The sequence below is a fragment of the Neorhizobium galegae genome (genome assembly GCF_017877055.1).
GTDB lineage: Bacteria > Pseudomonadota > Alphaproteobacteria > Rhizobiales > Rhizobiaceae > Neorhizobium > Neorhizobium galegae_D.
On the sequence record NZ_JAGIPG010000001.1, the window covers coordinates 510896 to 535212 of the forward strand.

At 62.2% G+C, this 24317-nt stretch carries 25 protein-coding genes and 1 pseudogene; 17 read left to right on the top strand and 9 right to left on the bottom strand.

Annotation, left to right across the window (positions count from 1 at the left end; translation table 11 throughout):
• Positions 1-23 precede the first annotated feature (23 nt).
• On the bottom strand, positions 24-590 hold the full coding sequence (locus J2857_RS02165; protein WP_210008337.1) for a hypothetical protein: 567 nt from the start codon (positions 588-590) through the stop codon (positions 24-26).
• A gap of 327 nt (positions 591-917) precedes the next feature.
• Here J2857_RS02165 and J2857_RS02170 point away from each other — a divergent pair, with 327 nt between their 5' ends.
• From J2857_RS02170 to J2857_RS02185, 4 genes are all read left to right on the top strand, one after another.
• Positions 918-2441 (top strand): sugar ABC transporter ATP-binding protein, encoded by a 1524-nt coding sequence (locus J2857_RS02170; protein ID WP_210008338.1) that lies wholly within the window; start codon positions 918-920, stop codon positions 2439-2441.
• Entirely contained in the window at positions 2441-3442 is a 1002-nt protein-coding gene (locus J2857_RS02175) for an ABC transporter permease (protein ID WP_210008339.1), read from the top strand. The genes J2857_RS02170 and J2857_RS02175 overlap by 1 nt, the downstream gene beginning before the upstream one ends.
• Before the next feature lie 75 nt (positions 3443-3517).
• Positions 3518-4468: a substrate-binding domain-containing protein gene (locus J2857_RS02180; RefSeq protein ID WP_210008340.1), complete on the top strand. Its 951-nt coding sequence runs from the start codon at positions 3518-3520 to the stop codon at positions 4466-4468.
• Positions 4469-4684: 216 nt separating this feature from the next.
• Positions 4685-5737, top strand: coding sequence for a sugar phosphate isomerase/epimerase family protein (locus J2857_RS02185; RefSeq protein WP_210008341.1), 1053 nt, complete (start codon positions 4685-4687; stop codon positions 5735-5737).
• Positions 5738-5950: 213 nt separating this feature from the next.
• On the opposite strand, the gene J2857_RS02190 is transcribed toward J2857_RS02185, so the two are convergent.
• Positions 5951-6583: a CatB-related O-acetyltransferase gene (locus J2857_RS02190; RefSeq protein WP_210008342.1), complete on the bottom strand. Its 633-nt coding sequence runs from the start codon at positions 6581-6583 to the stop codon at positions 5951-5953.
• 199 nt (positions 6584-6782) lie between these two features.
• Here J2857_RS02190 and J2857_RS02195 point away from each other — a divergent pair, with 199 nt between their 5' ends.
• Positions 6783-7955 (top strand): Gfo/Idh/MocA family protein, encoded by a 1173-nt coding sequence (locus J2857_RS02195; protein ID WP_210008343.1) that lies wholly within the window; start codon positions 6783-6785, stop codon positions 7953-7955.
• 10 nt (positions 7956-7965) lie between these two features.
• Here J2857_RS02195 and J2857_RS02200 read toward each other — a convergent pair whose 3' ends face one another.
• Together J2857_RS02200 and J2857_RS02205 are read right to left on the bottom strand one after the other, a co-directional pair.
• Positions 7966-8343, bottom strand: a complete 378-nt coding sequence (locus J2857_RS02200; protein WP_210008344.1) for a helix-turn-helix domain-containing protein — start codon at positions 8341-8343, stop codon at positions 7966-7968.
• 14 nt (positions 8344-8357) lie between these two features.
• Entirely contained in the window at positions 8358-8666 is a 309-nt protein-coding gene (locus J2857_RS02205) for a type II toxin-antitoxin system HigB family toxin (protein ID WP_210008345.1), read from the bottom strand.
• A 199-nt stretch (positions 8667-8865) separates the two neighbouring features.
• Here J2857_RS02205 and J2857_RS02210 point away from each other — a divergent pair, with 199 nt between their 5' ends.
• From J2857_RS02210 to J2857_RS02240, 7 genes and pseudogenes are all read left to right on the top strand, one after another.
• Positions 8866-10254, top strand: coding sequence for a GH1 family beta-glucosidase (locus J2857_RS02210; RefSeq protein ID WP_210008346.1), 1389 nt, complete (start codon positions 8866-8868; stop codon positions 10252-10254).
• A 66-nt stretch (positions 10255-10320) separates the two neighbouring features.
• Entirely contained in the window at positions 10321-11070 is a 750-nt protein-coding gene (locus J2857_RS02215) for an EAL domain-containing protein (protein WP_210008347.1), read from the top strand.
• Positions 11071-11397: 327 nt separating this feature from the next.
• On the top strand, positions 11398-12438 hold the full coding sequence (locus tag J2857_RS02220; RefSeq protein ID WP_210009998.1) for a methionine ABC transporter ATP-binding protein: 1041 nt from the start codon (positions 11398-11400) through the stop codon (positions 12436-12438).
• Positions 12428-13096: a methionine ABC transporter permease gene (locus J2857_RS02225; protein WP_210008348.1), complete on the top strand. Its 669-nt coding sequence runs from the start codon at positions 12428-12430 to the stop codon at positions 13094-13096. Before J2857_RS02220 ends, J2857_RS02225 begins: the two co-directional genes overlap by 11 nt.
• 81 nt (positions 13097-13177) lie before the next feature.
• Complete coding sequence (locus J2857_RS02230; protein ID WP_210008349.1) at positions 13178-13954, top strand: MetQ/NlpA family ABC transporter substrate-binding protein; 777 nt, start codon at positions 13178-13180, stop codon at positions 13952-13954.
• Between the two features lie 116 nt (positions 13955-14070).
• The gene (locus J2857_RS02235; protein WP_210008350.1) at positions 14071-16269 is read left to right on the top strand and encodes a putative bifunctional diguanylate cyclase/phosphodiesterase; all 2199 of its coding nucleotides are present in this window, start codon (positions 14071-14073) and stop codon (positions 16267-16269) included.
• 9 nt (positions 16270-16278) lie between these two features.
• Positions 16279-16383 (top strand): annotated as a pseudogene (locus J2857_RS02240) (RidA family protein); the annotation flags it as partial.
• Positions 16384-16429: 46 nt separating this feature from the next.
• Here the strand turns inward: J2857_RS02240 and J2857_RS02245 are convergent.
• The 3 genes from J2857_RS02245 to J2857_RS02255 are packed head-to-tail and all read right to left on the bottom strand — an operon-like array spanning position 16430 to position 18856.
• Positions 16430-17374 (bottom strand): rhodanese-related sulfurtransferase, encoded by a 945-nt coding sequence (locus J2857_RS02245; RefSeq protein WP_210008351.1) that lies wholly within the window; start codon positions 17372-17374, stop codon positions 16430-16432.
• A gap of 17 nt (positions 17375-17391) precedes the next feature.
• Positions 17392-18384, bottom strand: a complete 993-nt coding sequence (locus J2857_RS02250) for a CHAD domain-containing protein (protein ID WP_210008352.1) — start codon at positions 18382-18384, stop codon at positions 17392-17394.
• The gene (locus J2857_RS02255) at positions 18359-18856 is read right to left on the bottom strand and encodes a CYTH domain-containing protein (RefSeq protein ID WP_210008353.1); all 498 of its coding nucleotides are present in this window, start codon (positions 18854-18856) and stop codon (positions 18359-18361) included. Before J2857_RS02255 ends, J2857_RS02250 begins: the two co-directional genes overlap by 26 nt.
• Positions 18857-19020: 164 nt before the next feature.
• Between J2857_RS02255 and J2857_RS02260 the strand changes: the two genes are divergently transcribed.
• Together J2857_RS02260 and J2857_RS02265 are read left to right on the top strand one after the other, a co-directional pair.
• On the top strand, positions 19021-19659 hold the full coding sequence (locus J2857_RS02260; protein WP_210008354.1) for a 2-dehydro-3-deoxy-phosphogluconate aldolase: 639 nt from the start codon (positions 19021-19023) through the stop codon (positions 19657-19659).
• A gap of 89 nt (positions 19660-19748) precedes the next feature.
• On the top strand, positions 19749-20465 hold the full coding sequence (locus J2857_RS02265) for a tellurite resistance TerB family protein (protein ID WP_210008355.1): 717 nt from the start codon (positions 19749-19751) through the stop codon (positions 20463-20465).
• Between the two features lie 104 nt (positions 20466-20569).
• On the opposite strand, the gene J2857_RS02270 is transcribed toward J2857_RS02265, so the two are convergent.
• Entirely contained in the window at positions 20570-21070 is a 501-nt protein-coding gene (locus tag J2857_RS02270; RefSeq protein WP_210008356.1) for a YbjQ family protein, read from the bottom strand.
• A gap of 144 nt (positions 21071-21214) precedes the next feature.
• Here J2857_RS02270 and J2857_RS02275 point away from each other — a divergent pair, with 144 nt between their 5' ends.
• The 3 genes from J2857_RS02275 to J2857_RS02285 all read left to right on the top strand — a co-directional run bounded on the left by J2857_RS02275 (position 21215) and on the right by J2857_RS02285 (position 23329).
• Positions 21215-21910 carry a GNAT family N-acetyltransferase gene (locus J2857_RS02275; protein ID WP_210008357.1) on the top strand — a complete coding sequence of 232 codons (696 nt, stop codon included), beginning with the start codon at positions 21215-21217 and terminating at the stop codon, positions 21908-21910.
• The gene (locus J2857_RS02280; protein ID WP_210008358.1) at positions 21907-22113 is read left to right on the top strand and encodes a hypothetical protein; all 207 of its coding nucleotides are present in this window, start codon (positions 21907-21909) and stop codon (positions 22111-22113) included. Before J2857_RS02275 ends, J2857_RS02280 begins: the two co-directional genes overlap by 4 nt.
• Positions 22114-22267: 154 nt before the next feature.
• A complete protein-coding gene (locus tag J2857_RS02285; RefSeq protein ID WP_210008359.1) occupies positions 22268-23329 on the top strand; it encodes an acyltransferase family protein in 1062 nt (353 codons plus the stop codon).
• Positions 23330-23339: 10 nt separating this feature from the next.
• Here the strand turns inward: J2857_RS02285 and J2857_RS02290 are convergent, their stop codons facing one another.
• Positions 23340-24317, bottom strand: coding sequence for a nickel/cobalt transporter (locus J2857_RS02290; RefSeq protein WP_210009999.1), 978 nt, complete (start codon positions 24315-24317; stop codon positions 23340-23342).

Genomic DNA, 24317 nt, shown 5'->3' on the forward strand with positions numbered 1-24317 from the left:
CGCCTTGCCGATGGCCAGGTTTGTTAATCGAACCGACGCATGCCGTACGCAAATATTCCAAAGCTGGTGCCGCGACCGGTGACGACGATCTTGCTACCCCGCGCCAAACCTAGCTTGAACTCGTTTTTGACGCCGCAAAGCTTGTCAAAGAAAAAGGGAAGCTCTTGGAGTGAAAGAGGAGAGCGGCACCCTCTGGAACTGGGGGGATGAGCATCGTCAACCACATATGTGAGGTCGGTCTGATGACCCGCGATCACCGCAAGGATCATTGGCCCTGCAATGACGATGGAGCTCTTTCCCAGAAAGAACCCACCTAACGGAGATGCTAGAGCGGCACAAAGCTTTTTCAGATCGTTACCGGGCATATTATCGATGTGCCGCGACAGGAGGCAAGGCAGCAGGATCCCACCGAGTAAACCTCCTGCAAGACCGGGAACGAATGCGGTCCTTGTCCATTCCGCCGATGGCGTGAACTGAAAACCAAACACTTGCGGTAAAGCAGGCACTGCGCCAATCAGAAAAGCGATTTTGACTAGCCTCCATGCTTGTTTGGCCGGTTGCCCTATCGGCTTTTCCTCTAGCTCATCCATGCAACCTTATCGCCCGTCCGGTAGCCCATCTGGAGCTTCTCTGGCACGCCAAGGAGCCCTCTTCAAGAGCGTCTTGCACGCCAGGGTGTTACTAGCGTTCTCGTTTGAGGCGCTGTTCGTGCCAACGATAAATGCAGGTAGATCTGCGCGAGCCATTTCAACGCATGTATATCTGAGAGGGAAATCTGCTTTACGTACCTCAGAATCTGGGCTAGCGTTCTTGTAGGGAGGAGTTCGGGTGCAGATTGTCATATACAGGCGTGCTGTCGGTAACGCAGCGGTCCGCTGTCGGGTCGTGTGTTGCTCTATGGTCAAGGGTGGCGCGCGATGAGTTTTGCGGACGCCAACCCCGCCGTGCCGCTCTTCGAAGCGACCGGCCTTTCCAAGACATTCGGCGTTGTCGAGGTGCTCAAGGACATCAATCTCACCGTCCGCGCCGGCGAGGTTCACGCCATCATCGGTGAAAACGGCGCCGGCAAGTCGACGCTGATGAAGATCATCGCCGGCAACTTGGCCCCGACCCGCGGCGAGATGAGGATCGACGGCGAGACCGTGACTTTTTCCGGTCCTGTCGATGCGGAACATCGCGGTATCGTGCTGGTGCACCAGGAAATCCTGCTGGCGCCGGACCTGACCGTCGCCCAGAACATCTATCTCGGCCGCGAGTTGCACAAGGGCGTCTTCATCGACGACCGCAGGATGAACGAAGGTGCCGCAAAGGCGGTGCGCGGTCTCGGCGGCGATATCGACCCCGACACCATCGTCAGTCGTCTGTCGATCGCCCAGCGCCAGCTGGTGCAGATCGCCCGCGTGCTGCTGGTGCCGCATCGCATCGTCATCTTCGACGAGCCGACCGCGTCGCTGACGCCGCACGAAACCGACGCGCTGCTGAAGGTCATCCGGCAGATCCGCGCCAAGGGTGTCGGCGTGCTGTACATTTCCCACCGCCTGCCGGAGGTGAAGGAGATCGCCGACCGGGTGACGGTGCTGCGCGACGGAAAACTTGTCGCCAGCCATGAGACGAGCGAGATCCAGCCCGCCGACATGGCGCGGCTGATGGTCGGCCGCGACGTCGCGAAGCTCTATCCGGACCGCCATGCGGCGCAGGCGCGCGAGACGGTGCTGGAGGTCGAGCATCTCAGCGTTCCCGGGTATGCGCAGGATGCCTCGTTCCAGCTTAAAAAGGGGGAAATCCTCGGTTTTGCCGGCCTCGTCGGGGCCGGCCGCACCGAGTTGATGGAGGGTATGGTCGGCCTTCGCCCGAGCCGCGGCGCGGTCCGCCATCTCGGCAAGCCGGTCAATTTCAGGGACGTGCATGCGAGCCTCAAGGCCGGCATCGTCTATCTGTCGGAAGATCGCAAGGGCAAGGGCCTGCTGCTCACCAAGGACCTGATCGTCAACCTGACGCTCGCCTCGCTCGGCAAGTTCGCGGGCGCGCTCCAAATCGACCGCAAGCGCGAGAGTGCAGCACTCGACAAGGCTATCCGCGATTTCGATATTCGCACCGGCCGAAAGGATATCCTTGCGGGCCAGCTGTCCGGCGGCAACCAGCAGAAACTGCTGCTCGCCAAGATGATGCTGCTCGATCCGTCGATCGTCATCATCGACGAGCCGACGCGCGGCATCGATATCGGCAACAAGGAACAGATCTACAAATTCATCGCCAACCTGGCAGAGGAGGGACGCTCGATCATCGTCGTCTCCTCCGAAATGCCGGAACTGATCGGTATCTGCGACCGCATCCTCGTCATGCGCTCCGGCCGGATCGTTGGCGAAGTGACGGGGGACCATATGAACGAAAACGAAATTGTCGTGCTCGCCACCGGCGTCACCAAAGGGGAGGCCGCGTGATGGCGAATGTCGCGACCGAAACGGCCAAGGCGCCGAAGACCTCCAAGGACTGGGACATGGCGGCGGTCGCGCCGTTCATCGCGCTCGCCCTGCTTCTGGTGCTCGGTTATTTCGCCAATCCGAACTTCATGACGATCCCCAATCTGCTCAACGTCGTCACACGCAGTTCCTTCATCGCCGTCATCGCGCTCGGCGCCACCTATGTGATCACCGCGGGCGGGCTCGACCTCTCGGTCGGCGCAATGCTCGCCTTTGTCGCCAGCCTGATGATCCTGTTCCTCAACTCGGGGACGATAGCCGATCCGTCCATGGCGCTGGTGGCCGGCATGGCGCTGGCGATTGCGATCGGCGCGGTCTGCGGGCTCGCCAACGGCCTGATCACCACGATCGGCCGGATCGAACCCTTCATCGCCACCCTCGGCACGATGGGCATCTATCGCGGCCTCACCACCTGGCTGAGCCAGGGCGGCGCCATCACGGTGCGCGACCGCGATATTCTGGCGCTCTACCGGCCGGTCTATTCCGGCTCTTTCGTCGGCGTGCCGATCCCGATCATCGTCATCTTCGTCACCGCCGCCATCGCAGCCTTCGTGCTTTACCGCACCCGTTACGGCCGCCATGTGACCGCAGTCGGCTCCAACGAGGACGTCGCGCGTTATTCCGGCATCTCGATCAACCGGGTGCGCACCGTAACCTACGTCATCCAGGGGCTCTGCGTCGCCGTTGCGGTGCTGCTCTACGTGCCGCGCCTCGGCTCGACATCGGCGACGACCGGCAGCTTCTGGGAACTGCAGGCGATCACCGCCGTCGTCGTCGGCGGCACGGCGCTCCGGGGAGGGGTCGGGCGCATCTGGGGCACGATCTGTGGTGCCTTCATTCTGGAAATCGTCGGCAACATCATGCTGTTGTCCAACTTCGTCAGCGAATACCTGATCGGCGCCATCCAGGGAGCGATCATCATCATCGCCATGCTGGTCCAAAGGTCGCTGATGCGGAAATGAGGAGATTGACCGGGCTGATGGGTCGCGTCCGGTCTTCAAATATTAAAGACCCTGATATTGTGGGAGAGAGAAACAATGCGCAGACAAATTTTGGGACTGGCCGTCGCGTCGCTGGCGCTTCTCGCCGGCGCCGCTTACGCCCAGGACAAGAAGGTGACGATCGGCGTTTCCATTCCGGCAGCTGACCATGGCTGGACCGCCGGCGTCGTGTTCCATGCCGAACGCGTCGCCAAGCTGCTGATGAAGGAGCATCCGGGCCTCAACGTCATCGTCAAGACCTCGCCGGATGCGGCAAGCCAGGCGAACGCCGTGCAGGACCTCGCGGTCCAGGGCCTCGACGCGCTGGTCATCCTGCCGTCCGATCCGGATCCGCTCGTCAACGCCATCCAGCAGGTCAAGGACAAGGGCACGTTCGTGGCGCTCGTCGACCGCGCGCCTTCCGTCAACGACAGCACCATCCGTGACCTCTATGTCGCGGGCAACAACCCGGCGCTCGGCCAGGTCGCCGGCGAATATATCAAGAAGACCACGCCGGACGCACAGGTCGTCGTCATCCGTGGCCTGCCGATCCCGATCGACCAGCAGCGCCAGGACGGTTTCGACAAGGGCATTGCAGGCTCCAAGGTCAAGGTTCTCGATCGCCAGTTCGGCAACTGGAGCCGCGACGACGCATTCAAGGTCATGCAGGACTACCTGACCAAATATCCGAAGATCGACGTGGTCTGGTGCCAGGACGACGACATGGCCGTCGGCGTTCTCGAAGCCATCACCCAGGCCAAGCGTACAGACATCAAGTATATCGTTGCCGGCGCCGGTTCCAAGGACATGATCAAGAAGGTCATGGACGGCGACAAGATGGTTCCGGTCGACGTTCTCTATCCGCCGGCAATGGTGGCGACCGCCATGGAACTTACCGCCGGCAATTTCTACGACAAGGTTCCGGTCAGCGGCACCTACATCCTCGACGCCACGCTGGTGACGAAGGAAAATGCCAAGAACTTCTACTTCCCGGATTCGCCGTTCTGACCAGCAATAACGCGGCGCCTGTTTTTTGCGGGCGCCGTCAGCCTCAGTCACCCTCATCCCTGTGCTTTGTCACAGGGACCAGCGCACCCAAGTCCTTGGGCGCTAAAGAGCTTTCTCACGACGCAGACGCTTCGTGGCTGGATTCCTGCGACAAGCACAGGAATGAGGCGTGGGGATGTTCCCGACCAACTGCACGTAGCCGAAAGAGGAAAAATCATGAAGACGATCAAGGGCCCGGCCATCTTTCTCGGCCAGTTCGCGGGCGATGCGGCACCGTTCAACACCTGGGACGGGATCACCAAATGGGCGGCCGACAAGGGTTATCTCGGCGTGCAGGTGCCGACCTGGGCCGGCCAGCTCATCGATCTGAAAAAGGCTGCCTCCTCCAAGGATTATTGCGACGAATTCGCCGGTATCGCGCGCGCCAATGGCGTCGAGGTGACCGAGCTGTCGACCCATCTCCAGGGCCAGCTCGTTGCCGTGCACCCGGCCTATGACGAGGGGTTCGATGGTTTTGCCGCACCCGAAGTGCGCGGTAATCCGAAGGCGCGCCAGGCGTGGGCCGTCGAGCAGGTCAAGATGGCGATCACTGCCTCGAAGCACCTCGGCATCAAGGCGCATGCGACCTTTTCCGGCGCGCTTGCCTGGCCCTACATGTATCCGTGGCCGCAGCGGCCGGCCGGTCTCGTCGAGACCGCCTTCGACGAGCTCGCCAAGCGCTGGATGCCGATCCTCGACCACGCCGATTCCTGCGGCGTCGACGTATGTTACGAAATCCATCCCGGCGAAGACCTGCATGACGGCGTCACCTTCGAGATGTTCCTGGAGCGGGTGAAAAACCATCCGCGTGCCAACATGCTCTACGATCCGTCACACTATGTGCTGCAGTGCCTCGACTATCTCGACAACATCGACATCTACAAGGACCGGATCAAGATGTTCCACGTCAAGGACGCGGAATTCAACCCGACCGGCCGGCAGGGCGTCTATGGCGGTTACCAGGGCTGGGTCGGCCGCGCCGGCCGTTTCCGCTCGCCCGGCGACGGCCAGGTCGATTTCGGTTCGATCTTCTCGAAGATGGCCGCCAACGATTTCGACGGCTGGGCCGTGGTCGAATGGGAATGCGCGCTGAAGAATTCCGAGGACGGAGCCCGCGAGGGCGCCGAATTTGTGAAGGCGCATATCATCCGCGTCACGGATAAGGCGTTCGACGACTTCGCCTCAGGGGGCACGGACGAGGCGGCGAACCGGCGGATGCTGGGGCTTTAGGCCCGACGACGTTTGCCCCTCACCCTAACCCTCTCCCCGCAGGCGGGGCGAGGGGACTTGCCACGCGCAACGCTGGAGAGGAGCGGCAAGGTTGCTGCGATCGGATGAGGAAATCTCCGAGCGGGCTAAATTTCAGGAGAGAATTCTCATGATATCCGACGTCAGGCAGGAACAGTCGCGCATCCCATTTGCCAAGGTTAAACCATGAGTCCCTCAAGCCCTCTTGAGAGTAGCGAGATCGCCGTTTTCAAGGGCGGCGAGATTTTCCTCTATCTTGTCGATGGGCCAGTCCCACCAGTCAAGCTCGAGAAGTTCCGCGATAATATCCGCCGGGAAACGCATGCGGATGAGACCGGCCGGATTGCCGCCGACTATGGCATAGGGCGGCACGTCGCGCGCGACCACCGACGCCGCAGCGACGATCGCGCCGTGGCCGATCGTGACGCCCGGCATGATCGCGGCGTTGTGGCCTATCCAGACGTCGTTGCCGACGATCGTGTCCCTCACCGGCAAGTCCTTATAGCCGAACGTCTCCGGCTTGAAGATGCGAAACGGATAGGTGGTAAAGCCCGTCATTGGGTGATTAGCGGAGCTGGTGATGAAATAGCTGCCCCTGGCGATCTGCACGAACTTGCCGATCACCAGCCGCTCTCCGCTGCCGTGAAAGAGATAGGGTGCGAGGACGCCGGCGGTTTCGTCGGGCTCTCCGGAATGGGTGAAATAGCTGAAGTCGCCGATCTCCATACGTGGATGATCGATGACGTTTTTCAGGTAAACCGTATCGCGGTAAAGGCTGCCGTCGGGAAGGGTGATGGGATGCGTGGCTGTCGCGTCGAGAAGGGGCATGACCGGACCTTTTCCATGGATTTGCAAGAGGCGCGCCTATCGTTCGAAGGGCGGCTGTTTGAAATACGTGGAGCCTCAGCGGAGGCGGGTCTTGGTGTCCATGATCGGAGCATCCTTTTGTCTCGCAACGGAAACCTAGCCTGATCGCGCGACGAAATCCACCACAGGATTTTCATTAAATCGAATAAGGAGAAACATCATGGCAATTGAAGGCAAGGACGAACAGGCGCGGGAGCCGCGCATCCGGCTCGGCATGGTCGGCGGCGGGGCCGGGGCGTTCATCGGGGCGGTGCATCGCATGGCGGCAAGGCTGGACGACCAGTTCGATCTGGTCGCCGGCGCGCTCTCGTCGACGCCGGAAAAGGCGATCGCCTCGGGCCGCGATCTCGGGCTCGATCCGTCGCGCACCTACGGTTCCTACAAGGAGATGGCGATCCGCGAGGCGCGGCTGAAGGACGGCATCGAGGCCGTGTCGATCGTCACGCCGAACCATGTGCATTACGAGGCGGCCAAGGAATTTTTAAAGCGCGGCATCCACGTCATCTGCGACAAGCCGCTGACCTCCAATCTTGCCGACGCGAAGAAGCTGAAGAAGTTGGCCGATGAGAGCGATGCGCTGTTTATCCTCACCCACAATTACACCGGTTATCCGATGGTGCTGCAGGCCCGCGAAATGATCGCCAACGGCGATCTCGGAAAGATCCGCATCGTACAGGTCGAATATCCGCAGGACTGGCTGACCGAGGCCGTCGAGCAGACCGGCGCCAAGCAGGCCGTATGGCGCACCGATCCGGCGCAGTCGGGCGCCGGCGGTTCGACGGGTGACATCGGCACGCATGCCTATAACCTCGCCGCCTTCATCACCGGGCTTACGCTCGAAAGCCTCGCCGCCGATCTCGACAGTTTTGTCGAGGGCCGCAGGCTCGACGACAACGCGCATGTGATGCTGCGTTACGAGGGCGGCGCCAAGGGCATGCTGTGGTGCAGCCAGGTGGCTCCGGGCCATGAGAACGGCCTGAAGATTCGCGTCTACGGCACCAAGGGCGGCATCGAATGGGTGCAGGCCGATCCGAACTATCTATGGTTTACCCCGTTCGGCGAGCCGAAGCGGCTGATCACCCGCAACGGCGCCGGTGCCGGTGCCGCAGCAGGACGCGTCAGCCGCATCCCATCCGGCCACCCGGAAGGTTATCTCGAAGCGTTTGCGACCATCTACACGGAAGCCGCCCGCGCCATCAATGCGGTCAAAAAGGGCGTCGCGGTCGACAAGGCGGTGATCTATCCGACCGTCGACGACGGCGTGAAGGGGGTTGCGTTCGTGGAAGCCTGCGTCGCGTCCTCGAAGAAGAACGGGGCGTGGGTGAAGCTGTAAGCGGCTGGTCTCAGGCCGACATATCGCCGACAAGCGCAGCAGCCGGGATGTGCCATGCCCGGCTGATCTTCCTGATCTGGTCGAGATTGATCTCGCGCCGGCCGTTCAAGAGGTCGGCGGCGCGCGATTTCGAACCGACGATCTCGATCAGGTCGGCGCGGGTGTAGTTGTTTGCCTCCATGACCGATTTCAACACCTCGACCGGCGAAGCCTGCGCAATAGGATAATGCTTGGCCTCGTATTCCTCGATCAGCAGCACGAGAGCATCGAAGTGCGCGGCTTCGATTGTCCCTGCGTCCGGTTCGTTCTCGAAATAGGGCCGCGCGGCTTTCAACGCTGCCTCGTATTCCGCCTCGTCGATAAGGGTACGCACAGAATCGATGTCCATTTCCGTCAGACCTTCTAAAGTTCTGCCACGTCGATGCGATCATATTCGGCATGCGTTCCGACAAACAGGATAAAAACCCGCTGGGTTCTGAAGCCGATCAGCGCAACCACGCGATATTTGTTGCCACTGACATCAAAGACGATCTTTCCGCCGGAGACATAGTCCGCTGAATTGAACGTTGCCTTCACGTCCGAAAAATTGCTCCACGCCGCATTCGAAACGGTCGTGTACCAGTCCGCCATTGCCGCTTCGGCGGTTGCCCTTGGTCCCTTCGGCAGCCGCTGGCAGAACTTTACGAGCGTCGACTTGGCTATGACACGCATTGCACCCCTGGATATCATGTTCCCAATTTGGAAACAAGGTGAGCCGGAGAGTGCCGCAGCCTTCCCCTCAAAGGGGGGAGTAGATGCGCTCCTGCAACGTTTCAGAATTCTCATCTGTACATCTGCGCCCCGCTTGGTTAAATCGCCCCCGAAAGATGGTCCGGCAGACCTTGCGCAACCAGATATGGCGGCATCCCCCATGACCGATCCCAAAACGCCCGATCCCCAAAAATTCGCGGCCGGGTTTCCCGGCGATTTCCTCTGGGGCGTCGCGACGGCGTCCTACCAGATCGAAGGATCGACCAGGGCGGACGGCCGCAAGCCTTCAATCTGGGATGCGTTCTCGAACATGCCGGGACGGGTCCATAACCGCGACAATGGCGATATCGCCTGCGATCATTACAATCGCTGGGAACAGGATCTCGATCTCATCCAGGAGATGGGCGTCGAAGCCTATCGGTTCTCGATCGCCTGGCCGCGAATCATTCCGGATGGCACCGGACGGATCAACGAGAAGGGGCTGGATTTCTACGACCGGCTGATCGACGGCTGCAAGGCGCGCGGCATCAAGACCTATGCGACGCTCTACCATTGGGACCTGCCGCTTTCGCTGATGGGTGAGGGCGGCTGGACGGCGCGGTCGACGGCCTATGCCTTCCAGCGTTATGCCAAGGTGGTGATGGCGCGGCTCGGCGACCGGCTTGATGCGGTCGCGACCTTCAACGAACCCTGGTGCATCGTCTGGCTCAGCCACCTCTACGGCATCCATGCGCCGGGCGAGAAGAACATGCAGGCGGCGCTTGCCGCCATGCACCACGTCAATCTCGCCCACGGCCTCGGCGTCGAAGCGATCCGGCACGTGACGCCGGACGTGCCGGTCGGCACGGTCATCAACGCTGCATCGATCATCGCCGGCTCCGAGAGCTCGGCCGATCTCGCCGCCGCCGAGCGCGCCCACCAGTTCCACAACGGCGCCTTCTTCGATCCGGTCTTCAAGGGCGAATATCCGCAGCAATTTCTCGAAGCGCTCGGGGATCGCATGCCGGTCGTCGAAGAGGGCGATCTCAAGATCATCAGCCAGAAGCTCGACTGGTGGGGCCTCAACTATTACAAACCGGACCGCGTCCATGACGAGCCCACACGCACCGGCGATTTCCCCTGGACCGTCGAGGCCAAGCCCGCCAGCGACGTCAAGACCGATATCGGCTGGGAAGTCTATGCGCCGGGCCTGAAGCTGCTGGTCGAGGATCTCTACCGCCGCTACGAACTGCCGGGCTGCTACATCACCGAAAACGGCGCCTGCTACAATATGGAGCCCGTGGACGGCGAAGTGGATGATCAGCCGCGTCTGGATTATTATGTCCAGCACCTTTCGGTGGTCGCCGACCTCATCAAAGACGGTTATCCGATGAAGGGGTATTTTGCCTGGAGCCTGATGGACAATTTCGAATGGGCCGAGGGTTATCGAATGCGCTTCGGCCTCGTGCATGTGAATTACGAGACCCAGGAACGGACGATCAAGAAAAGCGGCAAGTGGTATCGCGAGCTCGCCTCGTTATTCCCGAAAGGCAATCACAAATCGGCGTAAATGCGAAGATCCTTTTTTAAGGGATGCTGTGATACCTATCGCCACCTGATTGCTGGAGATAGTGCGATGTCTGGTTGTGTGGGATGCCGCGATGGCGAGGGTTTCGAAATCCCATTTTCGATGGCTTTCCAGCCGATCGTCGATCTGCGAACCGGTACGGTCTTCGCGCAGGAGGCTCTGGTTCGCGGGCTCGGTGGAGAGGGCGCCATGTCGGTCCTGTCGCAGGTAACGCAGCATAACCGATATGCGTTCGACCAGCAGTGCCGCGTCAAAGCCATTCAGCTTGCGGCGCGCCTGGGCGCTGATTCTCCGGATACCAAGCTTTCCATCAATTTCATGCCGAACGCCGTCTACGAACCGCGGGCCTGTATCCGCCTGACGCTTGCGACAGCGACGCAGGTGGGTTTTCCGCTGGACCGGATCATTTTCGAATTCACCGAGGGCGAGCAGGTGGATGTGAAACATCTCCTGAATATTCTGCGCACCTACAAGGACATGGGGTTCAAGACGGCGATCGACGATTTCGGCGCCGGCTACTCAGGGCTCAATCTGCTTTCGCAATTCCAGCCGGATATCGTCAAATTCGACATGGAGCTGATCCGCGGTATCGATCAGGACGCCGCCAAGCGCGTCGTCGTCAAGCACAGCCTGGCGATGCTCGATGAATTCGGCATCGTTGCCGTCTGCGAAGGCGTTGAAACGCATGAAGAGCTCAAGGTCCTGCGGGATCTCGGCGTGTCGCTCGTGCAGGGCTATGTTTTCAGCCGGCCTACCTTCGAGAGCTTTGCAAGTCCGGAGCTGAAACTGGCGTCGTGACGCGGATTGACGCTAATCCGTCCGAATATTTTCCATCCCCCGCAATATCTGGAAATTCGTTTCTCGGCCCGGCGACGCTGCGGTGCAATAAGAGCACCGGATTGTCGGCCGAGTGGCGGCTGCGTGTGGACGAGACATGGGCAGACTATTATATCGACGCGTAAGCCGAATGTGTGACTGACCAGTGGGATGTTCCCCTAGTGTCACCGTTGCGCCGGCCGGTCCGTAAAAGAGTTTCCGATGTCTATAAAAGTTCAAACCCTGCCCGAGGCGCCATACGGCGCCGTGTCGATACCGCCTGAGCAACCGCTGTCTTCACCAACGTCGATGGTCACTTTCGAAGCGGTGACGAAACGCTTCGGCGGTGCCGACGACAAGAGCCAGTTCACCGCGCTTGACGGCATCGACCTTTCCGTGGCACGTGGCGCGATCACCGGCATTATCGGCCGCTCGGGCGCCGGCAAGTCGACCCTGATCCGCCTCGTCAACGGGCTGGAAAAGGCGACCTCCGGCCGCGTCGTCGTCGACGGTGTCGAGGTGGGCGGCCTGTCGGAGAACGGGCTTCGGGATCTGCGCCGCCAGGTCGGCATGATCTTCCAGCACTTCAATCTGCTCTCGTCGCGCACCGCCTTCGACAACGTCGCGCTGCCGCTCGAAATCGCCGGCCTCGACAAACAGGCAATCCGTGCCAAGGTGGCGCCGCTGATCGATCTGGTCGGCCTCGGCGACAAGTCGGATCGTTACCCGGCCGAGCTCTCCGGCGGCCAGAAGCAGCGCATCGGCATTGCCCGGGCACTCGCCACCTCGCCGAAACTGCTGCTCTCCGACGAGGCGACCTCGGCGCTCGACCCGGAAACGACGCAGTCGATTCTGGCCCTTTTGAAGCGCATCAATGCCGAACTCGGCCTCACCGTGCTTTTGATCACCCACGAGATGGAGGTGGTGAAGACCATCGCCTCGGATGTGGCGGTGATAGACCGGGGCAAGATCGTTGAGGCGGGCCGCACCTTCGATGTCTTTACCGGCGCCAAACACGAGACGACACGCTCGCTTCTGTCGGCTGCACTCGGCACCAACCTGCCGGAATGGATCCGCTCGAACCTGAAACCGCAGCCGTCGGCAGGCGATCGCGTCCTAGTGCGGCTGATCTTCTTCGGGGCGACTGCCTTCCAGCCGCTGACTGCGCGGCTGGTCACCGAACTTGGCGCCGACGTCAACATCCTCGCCGGCACGATCGAGGAAATCGCCGGCGAGCCCTATGGTTCATTGGTCGTTGCCTATCCGGCCGACCCCGCCGTTCGGGAGCGCGCCGAACGCTTTTATGCCGCAACCGGCCTTTCCACGGAGGTGCTCGGTTATGTCGCCTGATATGCTTTTCGCCCTGCTCTCGAAGGCGCTGTGGCAGACCCTGCAGATGGTCGTCGCCGCCGGCTTGATCGGTTCGCTGATCGGCCTGCCGATCGGCGTGTTCCTGGCGACCAGCGGTAAGGGCGAACTTTTTCCCGCGCCGGTTTCGAACCGCATCATCGGCGCGATCGTCAATGCGGCGCGCTCGACGCCGTTCATCATCCTGGTCGTGGCGATCATCCCGTTCACGCGCCTCGTCACCGGCACTTCGATCGGCACCTATGCGGCGATCGTGCCGCTGACGGTCGCGACCATTCCCTTCGTCGCGCGGCTTGCCGAAGCGGCGATCCGCGAGGTGGACAAGGGCCTGATCGAGGCTGCCCGCGCCATGGGTGCGACGCCGCTGCAGATCGTCTTCAAGGTGCTGCTCGCCGAGGCCAAACCGGGTCTGACGCTGGCGCTGACGCTCACACTCGTCAGCCTGGTCGGCTATTCGGCCATGGTCGGCGCCGTCGGCGGCGGGGGCCTCGGCGATCTCGGCATTCGCTACGGCTACCAGCGCTTCATGCCGGACGTGATGCTGGCCGTCGTCGTGGTGCTGATCGTGGTCGTCCAGGCAATCCAGAGCGCCGGCGATGCGCTCGCCCGCCGCTTCGACAAGCGCAACCGCAAGACCTGACACTTCAAATCCCGGAAAACCAGCCTCCCAAGACATACCCAAGAAGACTGGCGCATATAAACGAAACCCAAGGAGACACTTATGAAGAAGCTCATCATCGCGGCGGCACTCGCCGCCTTCGCTGCCGCTCCGGCACTTGCCGAAGATATCAAGATCGGCGTCACCCCCGGCCCGCATGCCCAGATCATGGAAAAGGTCAAGGAAATCGCGGCCACAAAGGGCCTCAACATCCAGATCCTCGAATTCTCCGACTACGTCGTGCCGAACCAGGCGCTGGCCGACGGCGAACTCAACGCCAATTCCTTCCAGCACCAGCCTTATCTCGACAACCAGGTCAAGGATCGCAAGTTCGACATCGTCAGCGTCGCGCAGACCGTCAACTTCCCGATGGGCGTCTATTCCAAGAAGGTGAAGAGCCTCGCCGACCTGAAGCAGGGCGCCACCGTCGCCATCCCGAACGACCCGACCAATGGCGGCCGCGCGCTGCTCATCCTCGCCGACCAAGGCCTGATCAAGGTCAATGCCGCCAAGGGCCTGAAGATCGGCCCGGCCGACGTGACCGAAAACGCCAAGAAGATCGAGTTCGCCGAACTCGACGCCGCCCAGCTGCCGCGCTCGCTCGACGATGTCGATGCCTCGGTCATCACCACCAACTACGCGTTGGAAGCCGGCCTCAACCCGAAGACCGATCCGATTGCCAGGGAAGGCGAAAAGGCCCCTTACATCAACGTTATCGCCGTCAAGGCGAAAGACAAGGATGCCGCCTGGGTAAAGACCCTCGTCGAGGCCTATCACAGCGCTCCGGTAAAGGATTTCGTCAACACCCAGTTCAAGGGCGCCGTTATCGCCGCCTGGTAGTATAAGATTTCGAAAATTCTTGGTGGGCCGGCTCTCAGCTGTGAGGATCGGCTCATTTCTTTTAACGCTATCTGAAGGAATACCCGCGAAAGATGTAGGGCTTCATGAGGTCTTCGATGCGGCTTCTCCCGTCTCGCTTTCGCCGCCCCGCAACACTTGGCCGTCGCTCCGCCGTGACGTCGATGCTGCTTGCCTTCGCGGTGGTCGTGGTGCTGGTGACGATCTTCATCCTGACCGCGCTCGACCGCATCACCGACTACGCCAATCGCCTTGACGACGGGCGCTCGCGGGAGACGACCTCGGGCGCGGTCCAGACATTCGAAGAGCAGCTGCATGCAACGCTCAACGATTACGCCGCCTGGGACGATGCCGCCCAGTTCGTCTATGCGGATGATCAGGCCTGGATCGTCAGCAACTATGGCGACATGACCGCCAACAGTGATCTCTTCGACGTCGCGATCGTCATGGATATGAACCGGGACGTGCTGATGGCCTATCAGGACGGCGCGCCGGTCAGCTGGGCTCCGCGGGATTATTTCGACTCCTCGCTCTGGACGCTGTTCGACAAGGCGAGTTCCGCCGGCGCGGAAAGCGTACCGGAAGCGGCCGCTTTCGTGCAGACGCAAAAAGGTGTGGCGGCCGTCGGCGTGGCGCTGATCCGGCAGAAATCGGGGCAGCTCGATCAGCCGGTCTCGAACCGCCGCTTCCTGATTTTTGCCCGGCATCTGGACGAGGCCAAGGTCCACAAGCTCTCCGAGACCTACGTCATCGACGGACTTCGTTTCGCGAATGCCTCCGATACCGTTGCCAACATGGTGGAGATCCGGAACATCCACGGCAAGGTACTGCAGCGGCTCGTCTGGCATTCACGTAAGCCAGGCGACATGGGTTATGCCCAGGTCCGGCCGCTCGTCTATTGCGCGCTCGCCATGGTCGGCCTGTTCTTCCTCCTCCTCTTCGTCAGCGGCAGCAATACGCTCAACCGGCTGACCGCGGACGAGGCGGCGGCGCGGTATCTCGCCATGAGCGACCGGCTGAGCGGGCTGCTCAACCGCGCCGGCTTTTTTGCGGCCCTCGACGCGCTGGTCCTCCAAAGCCACCGCAACAACGAGGACGTAGCGCTGCTCTATCTCGATCTCGACGGCTTCAAGGAGGTCAACGACGCCTATGGCCACGGCACCGGCGACAAGCTGATCCGCGGCGTTGCGGCCGGTCTCAAGACGCTGGTCGGCGATACGGCGATCCTGGCCCGCGTCGGCGGCGACGAGTTCGCCATTGCGCTCGCGAGCACGGATATCGGAAGGGTGGTGGATACGCTGAGTGACCGTATCCTCGGTTTCTTCGACGAGCCTTTCGTGATCGGCGAAAGGGTCGCGACCATCGGCACCTGCATCGGCGTCGCCATCTCGCCGCGCGGCAAGGTAACCGGCGAGGAACTGGTGCGGCGTTCCGACATGGCCATGTATCACGCCAAGGAAACCGGGCGTGGGCGGACCGAATATTATCGGCCGGAAATGGATGCCGAGCGCGAAGAGCGCAACATGCTGGAGGTCGACCTGAGGATCGCGATCGAGCGCCGCGAGGTCAATGTCGTCTACCAGCCGGTCGTCGATGCCAGGACATGGCGCATCATCGGCGTCGAGGCGCTGGCGCGCTGGCACCGCGCCGGTTACGGCCCCGTGTCTCCCGACGTCTTCATCCCGATCGCCGAATCGACTGGTCTCATCGACCAGCTCGGCCTTTTCGTGCTGCACCGCGCCTGCGAGACGCTGACGCTGTGGCCTGAGCTCAAGCTTGCGGTCAACATCTCCCCCGGCCAGTTCCGCGATCCGGCATTTGCCGTACATGTCGCTTCGGTGTTCCGCAAGACCGGCGCCGATCCTTCCCGGATCACACTTGAGATGACCGAGGGTTATTTCATCCAGAGCCCGGAACGCGCCCGGGCCGCTCTCGCCAAGCTGAAACAGCTCGGCGTCAATATCGCACTCGACGATTTCGGCGCCGGCTTTTCGAGCGTCGGATACCTGCGCCAGTTTGGTTTCGACCGGATGAAGATCGACAAGTCGCTGGTGCATGCGCTGGAGGAGGGCGGCCGCGCCGTCGACCTTCTGCAGGCGACCGTGGCGCTCGCCCGCTCGCTGGAAATCCCGGTCACCGCCGAGGGCGTCGAAACCGAGGCACAGGCTTTGCAACTGAGGCTTACTGGCTGCGACGAACTGCAGGGCTATCTGTTCGGCAGGCCGATGTCATCGCAGGAGATCGACATCATCTATCGCGGCAACCGCCTGCCGGGCGGGATGAGCGGGGCGGCGTAAGCGGCCTCTTTTGGCGAGCCGCCCTATCCGAACTGGACGGCGGTCGGCGTCAACTGGCTCGCCGGCTTCGATTTCGAAATCAAGGTGATCGCCCGGATACCGCAGGCGGCTTGAAGCCGCGACGACCCGCTCGCGCCAGGCCATCTGGCGCGGGCGAATCTCACCCGCCGATATGCTTTACGCCGCGCTTTTTCGCAAGCGCGATCTGGTGCTGCCGTTCCCGGTAGCGGTCACGGTCTTCCTCGGTGCGGCTCGGGTAGCAGGTGGAGCAGGAGACGCCTTCCTCGTAATAGGGAGAGGTCACTTCTTCGGCGGTGATCGGGCTGCGGCAGGCGTGGCAGAGCTTGTGGTTGCCTTCCTTCAGGCCATGCTCCACTGAGACACGCTCGTCGAAGACAAAACAGGCGCCCTCCCAGAGGCTTTCCTCCCGCGGCACCTCTTCGAGGTATTTGAGGATGCCGCCCTTCAGGTGGAAGACCTCGTCAAAACCCTGTTCCTTCATGAAGGCCGTCGCTTTCTCGCAGCGGATGCCGCCGGTGCAGTACATGGCGATTTTCGGCTTGTTGTGCAGGCCGGGATTGTTCTTCACCCAGTCGGGAAACTCGCGGAATGTCTTGGTCTGCGGATCGACCGCGCCCTTGAAGATGCCGATCGCCGTTTCGTAGTCGTTGCGGGTGTCGATGACGATCGTTTCCGGATCGGAGATCAGCGCGTTCCAGTCCTTCGGCTCGACATAGGTGCCGACGATGCGCCTGGGGTCGATATTCTCGACGCCCATGGTGACGATTTCCTTCTTCGGCCGCACCTTCATGCGCAGGAAGGGCATCTTGGACGCACGGCTTTCCTTGTGCTCCAGGCCTGCGAATTCCGGCTGGGCGCGCAGATAGGCGAGAAGGCCGGCGATTGCCGCGTCGGAGCCGGCAACCGTGCCGTTGATGCCCTCCCGGGCGATCAGCAGCGTGCCCTTGATGCCGTTCTCGTCGCAGAAGGCCTGCAACGGCTCGCGAAAGCTCTCAAAGCGGTCGAAACGCGCGAAATGATAGAGCGCGGCAACGAGCCAGGCACCCGTCGCTTCCGGGTGGGTTTGAATGGTGTTTTCGGTCATGGCGCTGAAATACAGCGTCAGGACACGCTGCGCAACGCGGTTTCTTTCTCGTGCGCTTCATGTGCCCTGTGCAGCTTTGCCGCGCGGCGCTCCTTGCGCGGCGCGGTGGCCGCCTTTTCCCACAACAGCGCGATCAGCCCGCTTTCCGTCTCGGCGCTGTCGGCGAACACCGCGTGGGCCGCTTCCAGCGCTTCGTGCCGCAATGCCTGCTGGCGGACGATGATGGCGCCGAGCACCCGGGCCAGCGTGTCGCTGTCGCCGAACAGTTCGGGGTTTTCGTTGACCAGCCCGGTCAGCACCGAAAGATCGTGTTCGTGGCCGAGCAGATCGACCAGCGCCCTGGCTTGCTGCTGCTTGGCGAGCATGGCGGAAGGCCAGACCCCGCCGAGCAGCGACAGGTGCATCCAGTAGGTCTGGCCGCATTTGCGCAGCTCGTGATAGGTCTCGGCATCGCCGTGTTCCTCGCAGCCGGCCAGTGCGCCGAGCGCCTTCTCGCGCTGGCCCTTCCAGGCCCTGGCAAGCCGTTTGCCCGTCTTGTGCGGATCGTCGTCGAGATCGAGCTCGTCGAGGGCCGCGATCGCCGCGCGGCAGGTGTCGGCGGCGGCCGCCATCTTGGCCGGCAGGTCGTGTTCGTCCGAAGCGATCCGGTCTCGCCGTTCGGCCAGCGCCTTGGAGGCCGTGGTGAGGGCGGAAAGCTCTTCGGGCGAGCCGGCATGGCCGGCGAGATAACCGACCGTCTCGACGAGTGCAGTGGCGTCGCGCACGGCCGACAGCGTCTGCGCCATGTCGCGGATGCGGTTGTTCTCGCGGGCACGGAATTCCTTGGCGTCCGGCTGGATCAGCCGGTAGAGGGCGCGCACCCGCTTGAAGCGTTTTCGCGCGTCGTGCACTGCTTCGTGCGGCCCGTCCGGCTGTTCCTCCAGCAGATGGATGGCCTTGGAAAGCTGGCTTTCCGCGACCGAGCGGAACTCGTCTGTGAAGGATTTAGCGGGCCGCAGACGGTACGCCATGACACAATTCTCCGCTCAGATCTTCAGTCGCCATCACCATGTTGGAATACCGCCAGTCGCCGGTGATCTCCTGGCCGATCCAGTCGGGAATGTCAGGCAGGGCGCCCTCTTCCTCCACTTCGACCTCGGCCACGATCAGTCCCTTATAGGCTCCGTCATAGACGTCGACCTCCCAGGTGTAACCTCCGTGCTCGACCTCGTGCCGGGTCTTTTCGAGCACGACGCCGATGGCATTCTGCGCCATCTCTTCGGCATCGGCCAAGGGGATTTCGTATTCGAATTCGTCGCGGGCGACGAGGTGTTCGCCGATCTTGATGGTCAGTTTGGCGCGCTTGCCGTCGATGATCCGCACCCGCACCGAACGGTCGTCGCCGGATGCGACATAGGCCTGCAGGAAATCGGAGGATGACGAGACCTCCGAGCGCCAGCCGTCGCTCTTCACCAGAAATTTCCGTTCGATTTCCTTGGCCATGCTTCGCCCGCCGCCTTGGGAACTTCCACCATTGTTGCAACCCTAGTGCAAACTCCGCATTCCGCAAACCCGTTCGACGATGGCGCCCTGTTTTTTCTCGACAATGACGGGCTTGAGGGGTATCTCGACCTCGAAGTTTCAATCGTTTTAGCGGAGACCGCACCATGACCGGCAAGACCGAAAAGCTGCTTTCCATCCTGAAACTGCAGCCGGTGGTGCCGGTGCTGATCGTCGACGACGCCAAGTCGGCGGTGGGTCTGGCGCGGGCGCTGGTCGCCGGCGGCCTGAAGGCGATCGAGATCACCATGCGCACGCCCGCCGCCCTCGAGGCGGTGAAAGCGGTCGCCGCTGAAGTCGAAGGGGCCAATGTCGGCGCCGGCACGATCCTCAACGCCCGCGACTACGAGGCGGCCGTCAAGGCGGGTTCGACCTTCATCGTCTCCCCCGGCGTGACGCCCGGCGTGCTTTCGGCTGCCAAGGATTCCTCGGTGCCGCTTCTGCCGGGTGCAGCGACCGCCAGCGAAGTGATGACGCTGCGCGAAGCCGGATACGAGGTGCTGAAGTTTTTCCCCGCCGAACAGGCCGGCGGCGCCGCTTACCTGAAGGCCCTGTCCTCGCCGCTCGCCGGTACGCTGTTCTGCCCGACGGGCGGCATTTCGCTGAAGAACGCCAACGACTACCTGTCGCTGCCGAACGTCATCTGCGTCGGCGGCTCGTGGGTCGCGCCGAAGGAACTGGTCTCGGCTGGCGATTGGGCCGGCATCACCAAGCTCGCTTCGGAAGCGGCGGCGCTGAAGGCCTAAGCCCGCGACATCCGGCCACCGCAACCGGCCTTTGTAATTCCATAGTCGAATGCCTATGTCTCCCCGGAAACACAACAGGGAGATGTGCGATGTTCGACGCGAAGAAGCTTCTCGACCAATTTCTGGGATCACAGATTCCGGGCCTGTCGGGGGGAAGCGTGAGAGACCGGGCAGGGCAGGCGACCCAGCTCGCCAAGAACAATCCGCTCGCCACCGGCGCGATCCTTGCGGCCGTCCTTGGCACCAAGACCGGCCGCAATATTGCCGGCAATGTCGCAGCCGTCGGCGGCATCGCGGCAATCGCCGGCCTTGGCTATCTCGCCTACAAGAACTATCAGTCCGGCCAGTCGCCGCAGACGGCGCCGCAGCCCGCACCTCAGGCTGACAAGCCGCTGCTCTCGCCGCCGGCCGATTCGCCCTTCCATCCGCAATCTTCCGCCCTCACCAACGATTTCGCCCTGACGCTCGTCCGCGCGATGATTGCCGCCGCCAAGGCCGACGGGCATATCGATGCCGGCGAGCGCGCCAACATCATGGACAAGGTGCATGCGGTCGATCTCGGCGCCGAGGCGGAAGCCTTCATCGAGAACGAGCTCGCAAATCCCGTCGATATCGACGACCTCGTCACCGCTGCCCGCACCGAGGAGCAGAAGGTCGAGATCTATGCGGCCTCGCGCCTGACCATCGACCCGGACACCCGTGCCGAACGCGGTTATCTCGACCTGCTGGCCGGCCGCCTCGGATTGAACGATGCGCTGATCGAGCATATCGACGCGACGGTTTCGGCAGCGAAGGTCAAGGCGTAAGGCGCGCCAGTCGTGTGTTGTCAAACGGCTGCGCATCTTTCCGGTCTCGGCCCGCCTTGGCGGGTTAGGGAACGGGAATGGCGCGGCCGTTCGGCAGACTGCCGTCAGTCGGCAAGCTTGACCGCTGTACCCGTTGCCGCAACGAACAGGATGCCCCCGCCCGCTGCCATCGACAATTCGCTGAAGTCGATCTTGATTGCGATGATCGCGTCGGCGTTCAGGCGGACCGCTTCGCGGCGAAGCTCGATCATGCAGACGGTCCGGGCGTCGCGAACGGCGGATTGCACCGTCTTGCTGCGCCCACCGAAGAAATCGCGGAAATTGTTGGCGATATCCTTGAATAAGCTGAGGCCCAGCGCCGTTTCGGCGCCGACGACATCGACGATGTTGTCGATCCGTCGTCCGGGAATTTCGCTGCCCGTCGTGATGATAATCCTGGCAAGGGCCGGATCATTCAGGTCTTCCGGGGAAACGATACCGTTTTCGATCTTCCGGTAGGCCGACTCCAGGCTTGCGGCTTCCGCCTTCGCGCGGCAGTCCCTGCATATGCCGCCTCTGACATCTGCGAAGCCGAATTCTCGATTGCATGAGGTGCAGACCGCCATTGGACAACTCCCATGATTTACCGCCAAGGGAAGCAGAGAGCCGGGACCGTGTCCATCTCAAAGTGAAGCGGCAGGCCTCTTGCCGCCCCCGTTGCCTTTCCCCTGCCGCTGGCCTAAGCCTCAGACACGATGCAAGAGGCTGATATGCGCGATCTGAAGAATTACAAAGTTTCCGCCCCCGCACCGGTCACCCTCAAGGGCCGGTTCGTGACGCTCGAACCTTATGACAGGCAAACGCATCTGCAGGCGCTGTGGGACGGGCTCGGTGGCGCCGAGGGCATCAATCCGCTTCTCAAATATTTCCCGAACGACGATTTTGCCGATATGAACGCGTTCGGCGACTGGCTGGAAAACGCCCGTATCCATTCGAATTTCGTGACGCTTGTCTCTCGTGACAATGCGACCGGCAAGGTCGTCGGCATGGCGAGCTACATGCGCCCGGACCCGAAGAACGGCGTCATCGAGGTCGGCTCCGTCGCGCATGGCGCCGACATGAAGCGCTCGCCGCTGTCGACCGAAGTGCATTACCTGATGGCCAGGCACGTGTTCGAGGGGCTCGACTATCGCCGCTACGAATGGAAATGCCATAACGAGAACGAGCCGAGCAAGGCGTCCGCCCGCCGCTACGGCTTCACCTTCGAAGGCGTCTTCCGCCAGCACGTCATCTCCAAGGGCGCCAATCGCGACACCGCCTGGTTCTCGATGATCGACGTGGAATGGCCGCTCCTGAAGGCCGCGTTCGAAGCATGGCTTTCGCCCGACAATTTCGAGGCGGACGGCACGCAGACGCGACGGCTCGAAGATATCCGCGCCGAGCTCGCCAAGGGAGCAGTGGCATGACGCCCGAAGCAAAGTCGCAGGCGATCGCCGCCGCGGTTATTCTCCTCGGCATCGGACTGGTGATCTATTTCCTGCCGACGATCGTGATGTGGATCGCCCAGTTTTCCCCGATGCTCGCCGTCGTCATCGGGTCGCTGCTGCTGCTCGGTTTCTTTGCCATTTTCTGGCTGCGGGCGCGCTATCAGCGCAATCGCGGCCGCTGACCGCTACTCTCGCGCCAATCCGGCCGCAGTCCTAAGGCGTAGCCGCCTAGCCGGAAGGCCGGGTTGCGCGTTGTTCCCGCCCCTGTAAGCTGCCTCCGGAGCCTAGTTTATAGGTCCTTGGGGTACTGCGATGGCGGCGGGCGAAATCAGGTCGATGACGGGCATTCGCGGAGCGGCGGCCGTGTTCGTGATGATCTACCATTTCGAACTCGACCGGGTTCCGTCGAACGGGGCGTTCTCGACTTTCCTCAATCACGGCTATCTGTCCGTCGACCTGTTCTTCATCTTGAGCGGCTTCGTCATGGCGCATGTCTACGGGCCGTCGTTCCTATCGGGCGCTTTCCGATTCGGCGATTTCCTGTGGCATCGCATCGCCCGGATTTATCCGCTCTATCTCGCCGTGACGCTGGCGTTCATTGTGCTCGCTTTCGTCAAATCCTCCCGGGTGGATATCGGGCCGGACGTCTTTCTCTCGAATATGCTGATGCTGCAGGCGCTCGGCAACTGGCCGAGCATCGATCCGCCCGCCTGGTCGGTCAGCGCCGAAATGCTGGTCTACCTGCTGTTCCCGATGATCGGTCTTCTATGCCTGAAATCGAGCCGGACGGCGGCGCTTCTCCTCGGCATCGGAGCGCTCCTCGCGATCCTGATCCTGACGCTTGCCGCTTCGCTTCATTATATCGGGTCGACGATTTCCAAGGGCCTGCTCGACCTGATCGCCGCGCCCTTCACGCTGATCCGCTGCCTTGCGGGCTTCACCCTCGGCCAGCTGGTCTGGCGGCTGCACAACGACCCGGTCGCCGCATCCTTCGCCTCGCGAACCTCGATCCAGATCTGTGTCGGCCTTCTGGTGCTGGTGGCGCTTACCCAGACGGATTGGGATTTCCCGATCTATCTGCTGATCATCCTGCTGATCCTTTGCCTCAGCACCGACCGTGGTATGTTTTCCGGGTTTTTCGCCTCCCGGCCGCTCCATTTTCTTGGGGACATTTCCTTTGCCGTCTACCTCACCCATTACCGGGCACTCGGCGTCTGGGGCATGGTCGAGGGCAGGCTCGGCAATGCCGATTTCGTCATCCGCAACCTGGTCGCAACCGTGGTGACCAGCATGGTGGTCATCGCCGTATCCTGGCTGCTGCACGTCGCCATCGAGCGGCCTTGCCGGCAGTTGATACGCAAGGGCAGCGCGGCCTTCGCCAGGAGGCCCGCCGTTTGACGAGCCGGCGTCAGGCCTGCAGTGCCGCGCCGAGCAGCGACAGCCCCACCAGCAGCACGAACAGCGCCCCGCCGATCTCGATCGCATGGGTGATCCGTCGTCCCGCGCGCGAGCCGGGTCCGGCAATGCGGACCGCGAGGTCCTTGGCGGTAACGGCGAGCGTCGCGAGAATGGTGACGGTGATCGCCGTGCCGATCGACATGGCGAGGACCGACAACACGCCGCCGAGATAGAGGCTGTTCAAAAGCGCGAAACTCATCACCAGGATAGCCCCGGAGCAGGGGCGCAGGCCGACGGCAACGATCGCCGACCAGGCCTCATGCAGGCTGAAATCCCTGGACTTCAGCAGGGCGGGATCAGGCATATGGCTGACGCCGCAAGTTTCGCAATAACCGCCGGTGCCCTGGTAGTCGTGGTCGTCGATCTCCACCGCCTGGAAATTGAGCCCGGTCGTGCCGCGCCCGTTACCGGCGGGGGCAGCCATGGGCATGCTGACGACGCGCATCCGGAGCGCCCGGATCTTCTTCACAAGCAGCCAGGCTCCGAAGAGGGCGACCATGGCGAAGCTGGCGATTTCCATTGCCTGGGTCGCCGCCGTCATGGTGATGCCTGAGCCGCGCAGCACGAGATAGGCCGCCCCCACGAGCAGCACCGCCACCACGCCCTGCAGCAGCGCGGAGATGAACGAAATGACGACGCCGCGCCGGAGTTCGATCTCGTTGGCGATCATGTAGGAGGAGATCACCGCCTTGCCGTGGCCGGGACCGGCAGCATGAAAGACGCCATAGGCGAACGACAGCCCGATCAGGCCGGACAAGGCCCAGGGATCCTCGCGCATCGCCTTCAGCGAACCGGTCAGCGCCCGGTAGAAGGACTGCTGATAAAAATTGATCCAGGCGAAAAACGGACCGAGCGGCCCGCTGACCGAGAAGGAAGGCTCGGCCGAACCGACGCCGAGCGGCGATTGCGCCTGCGCCGACCCCGCCAT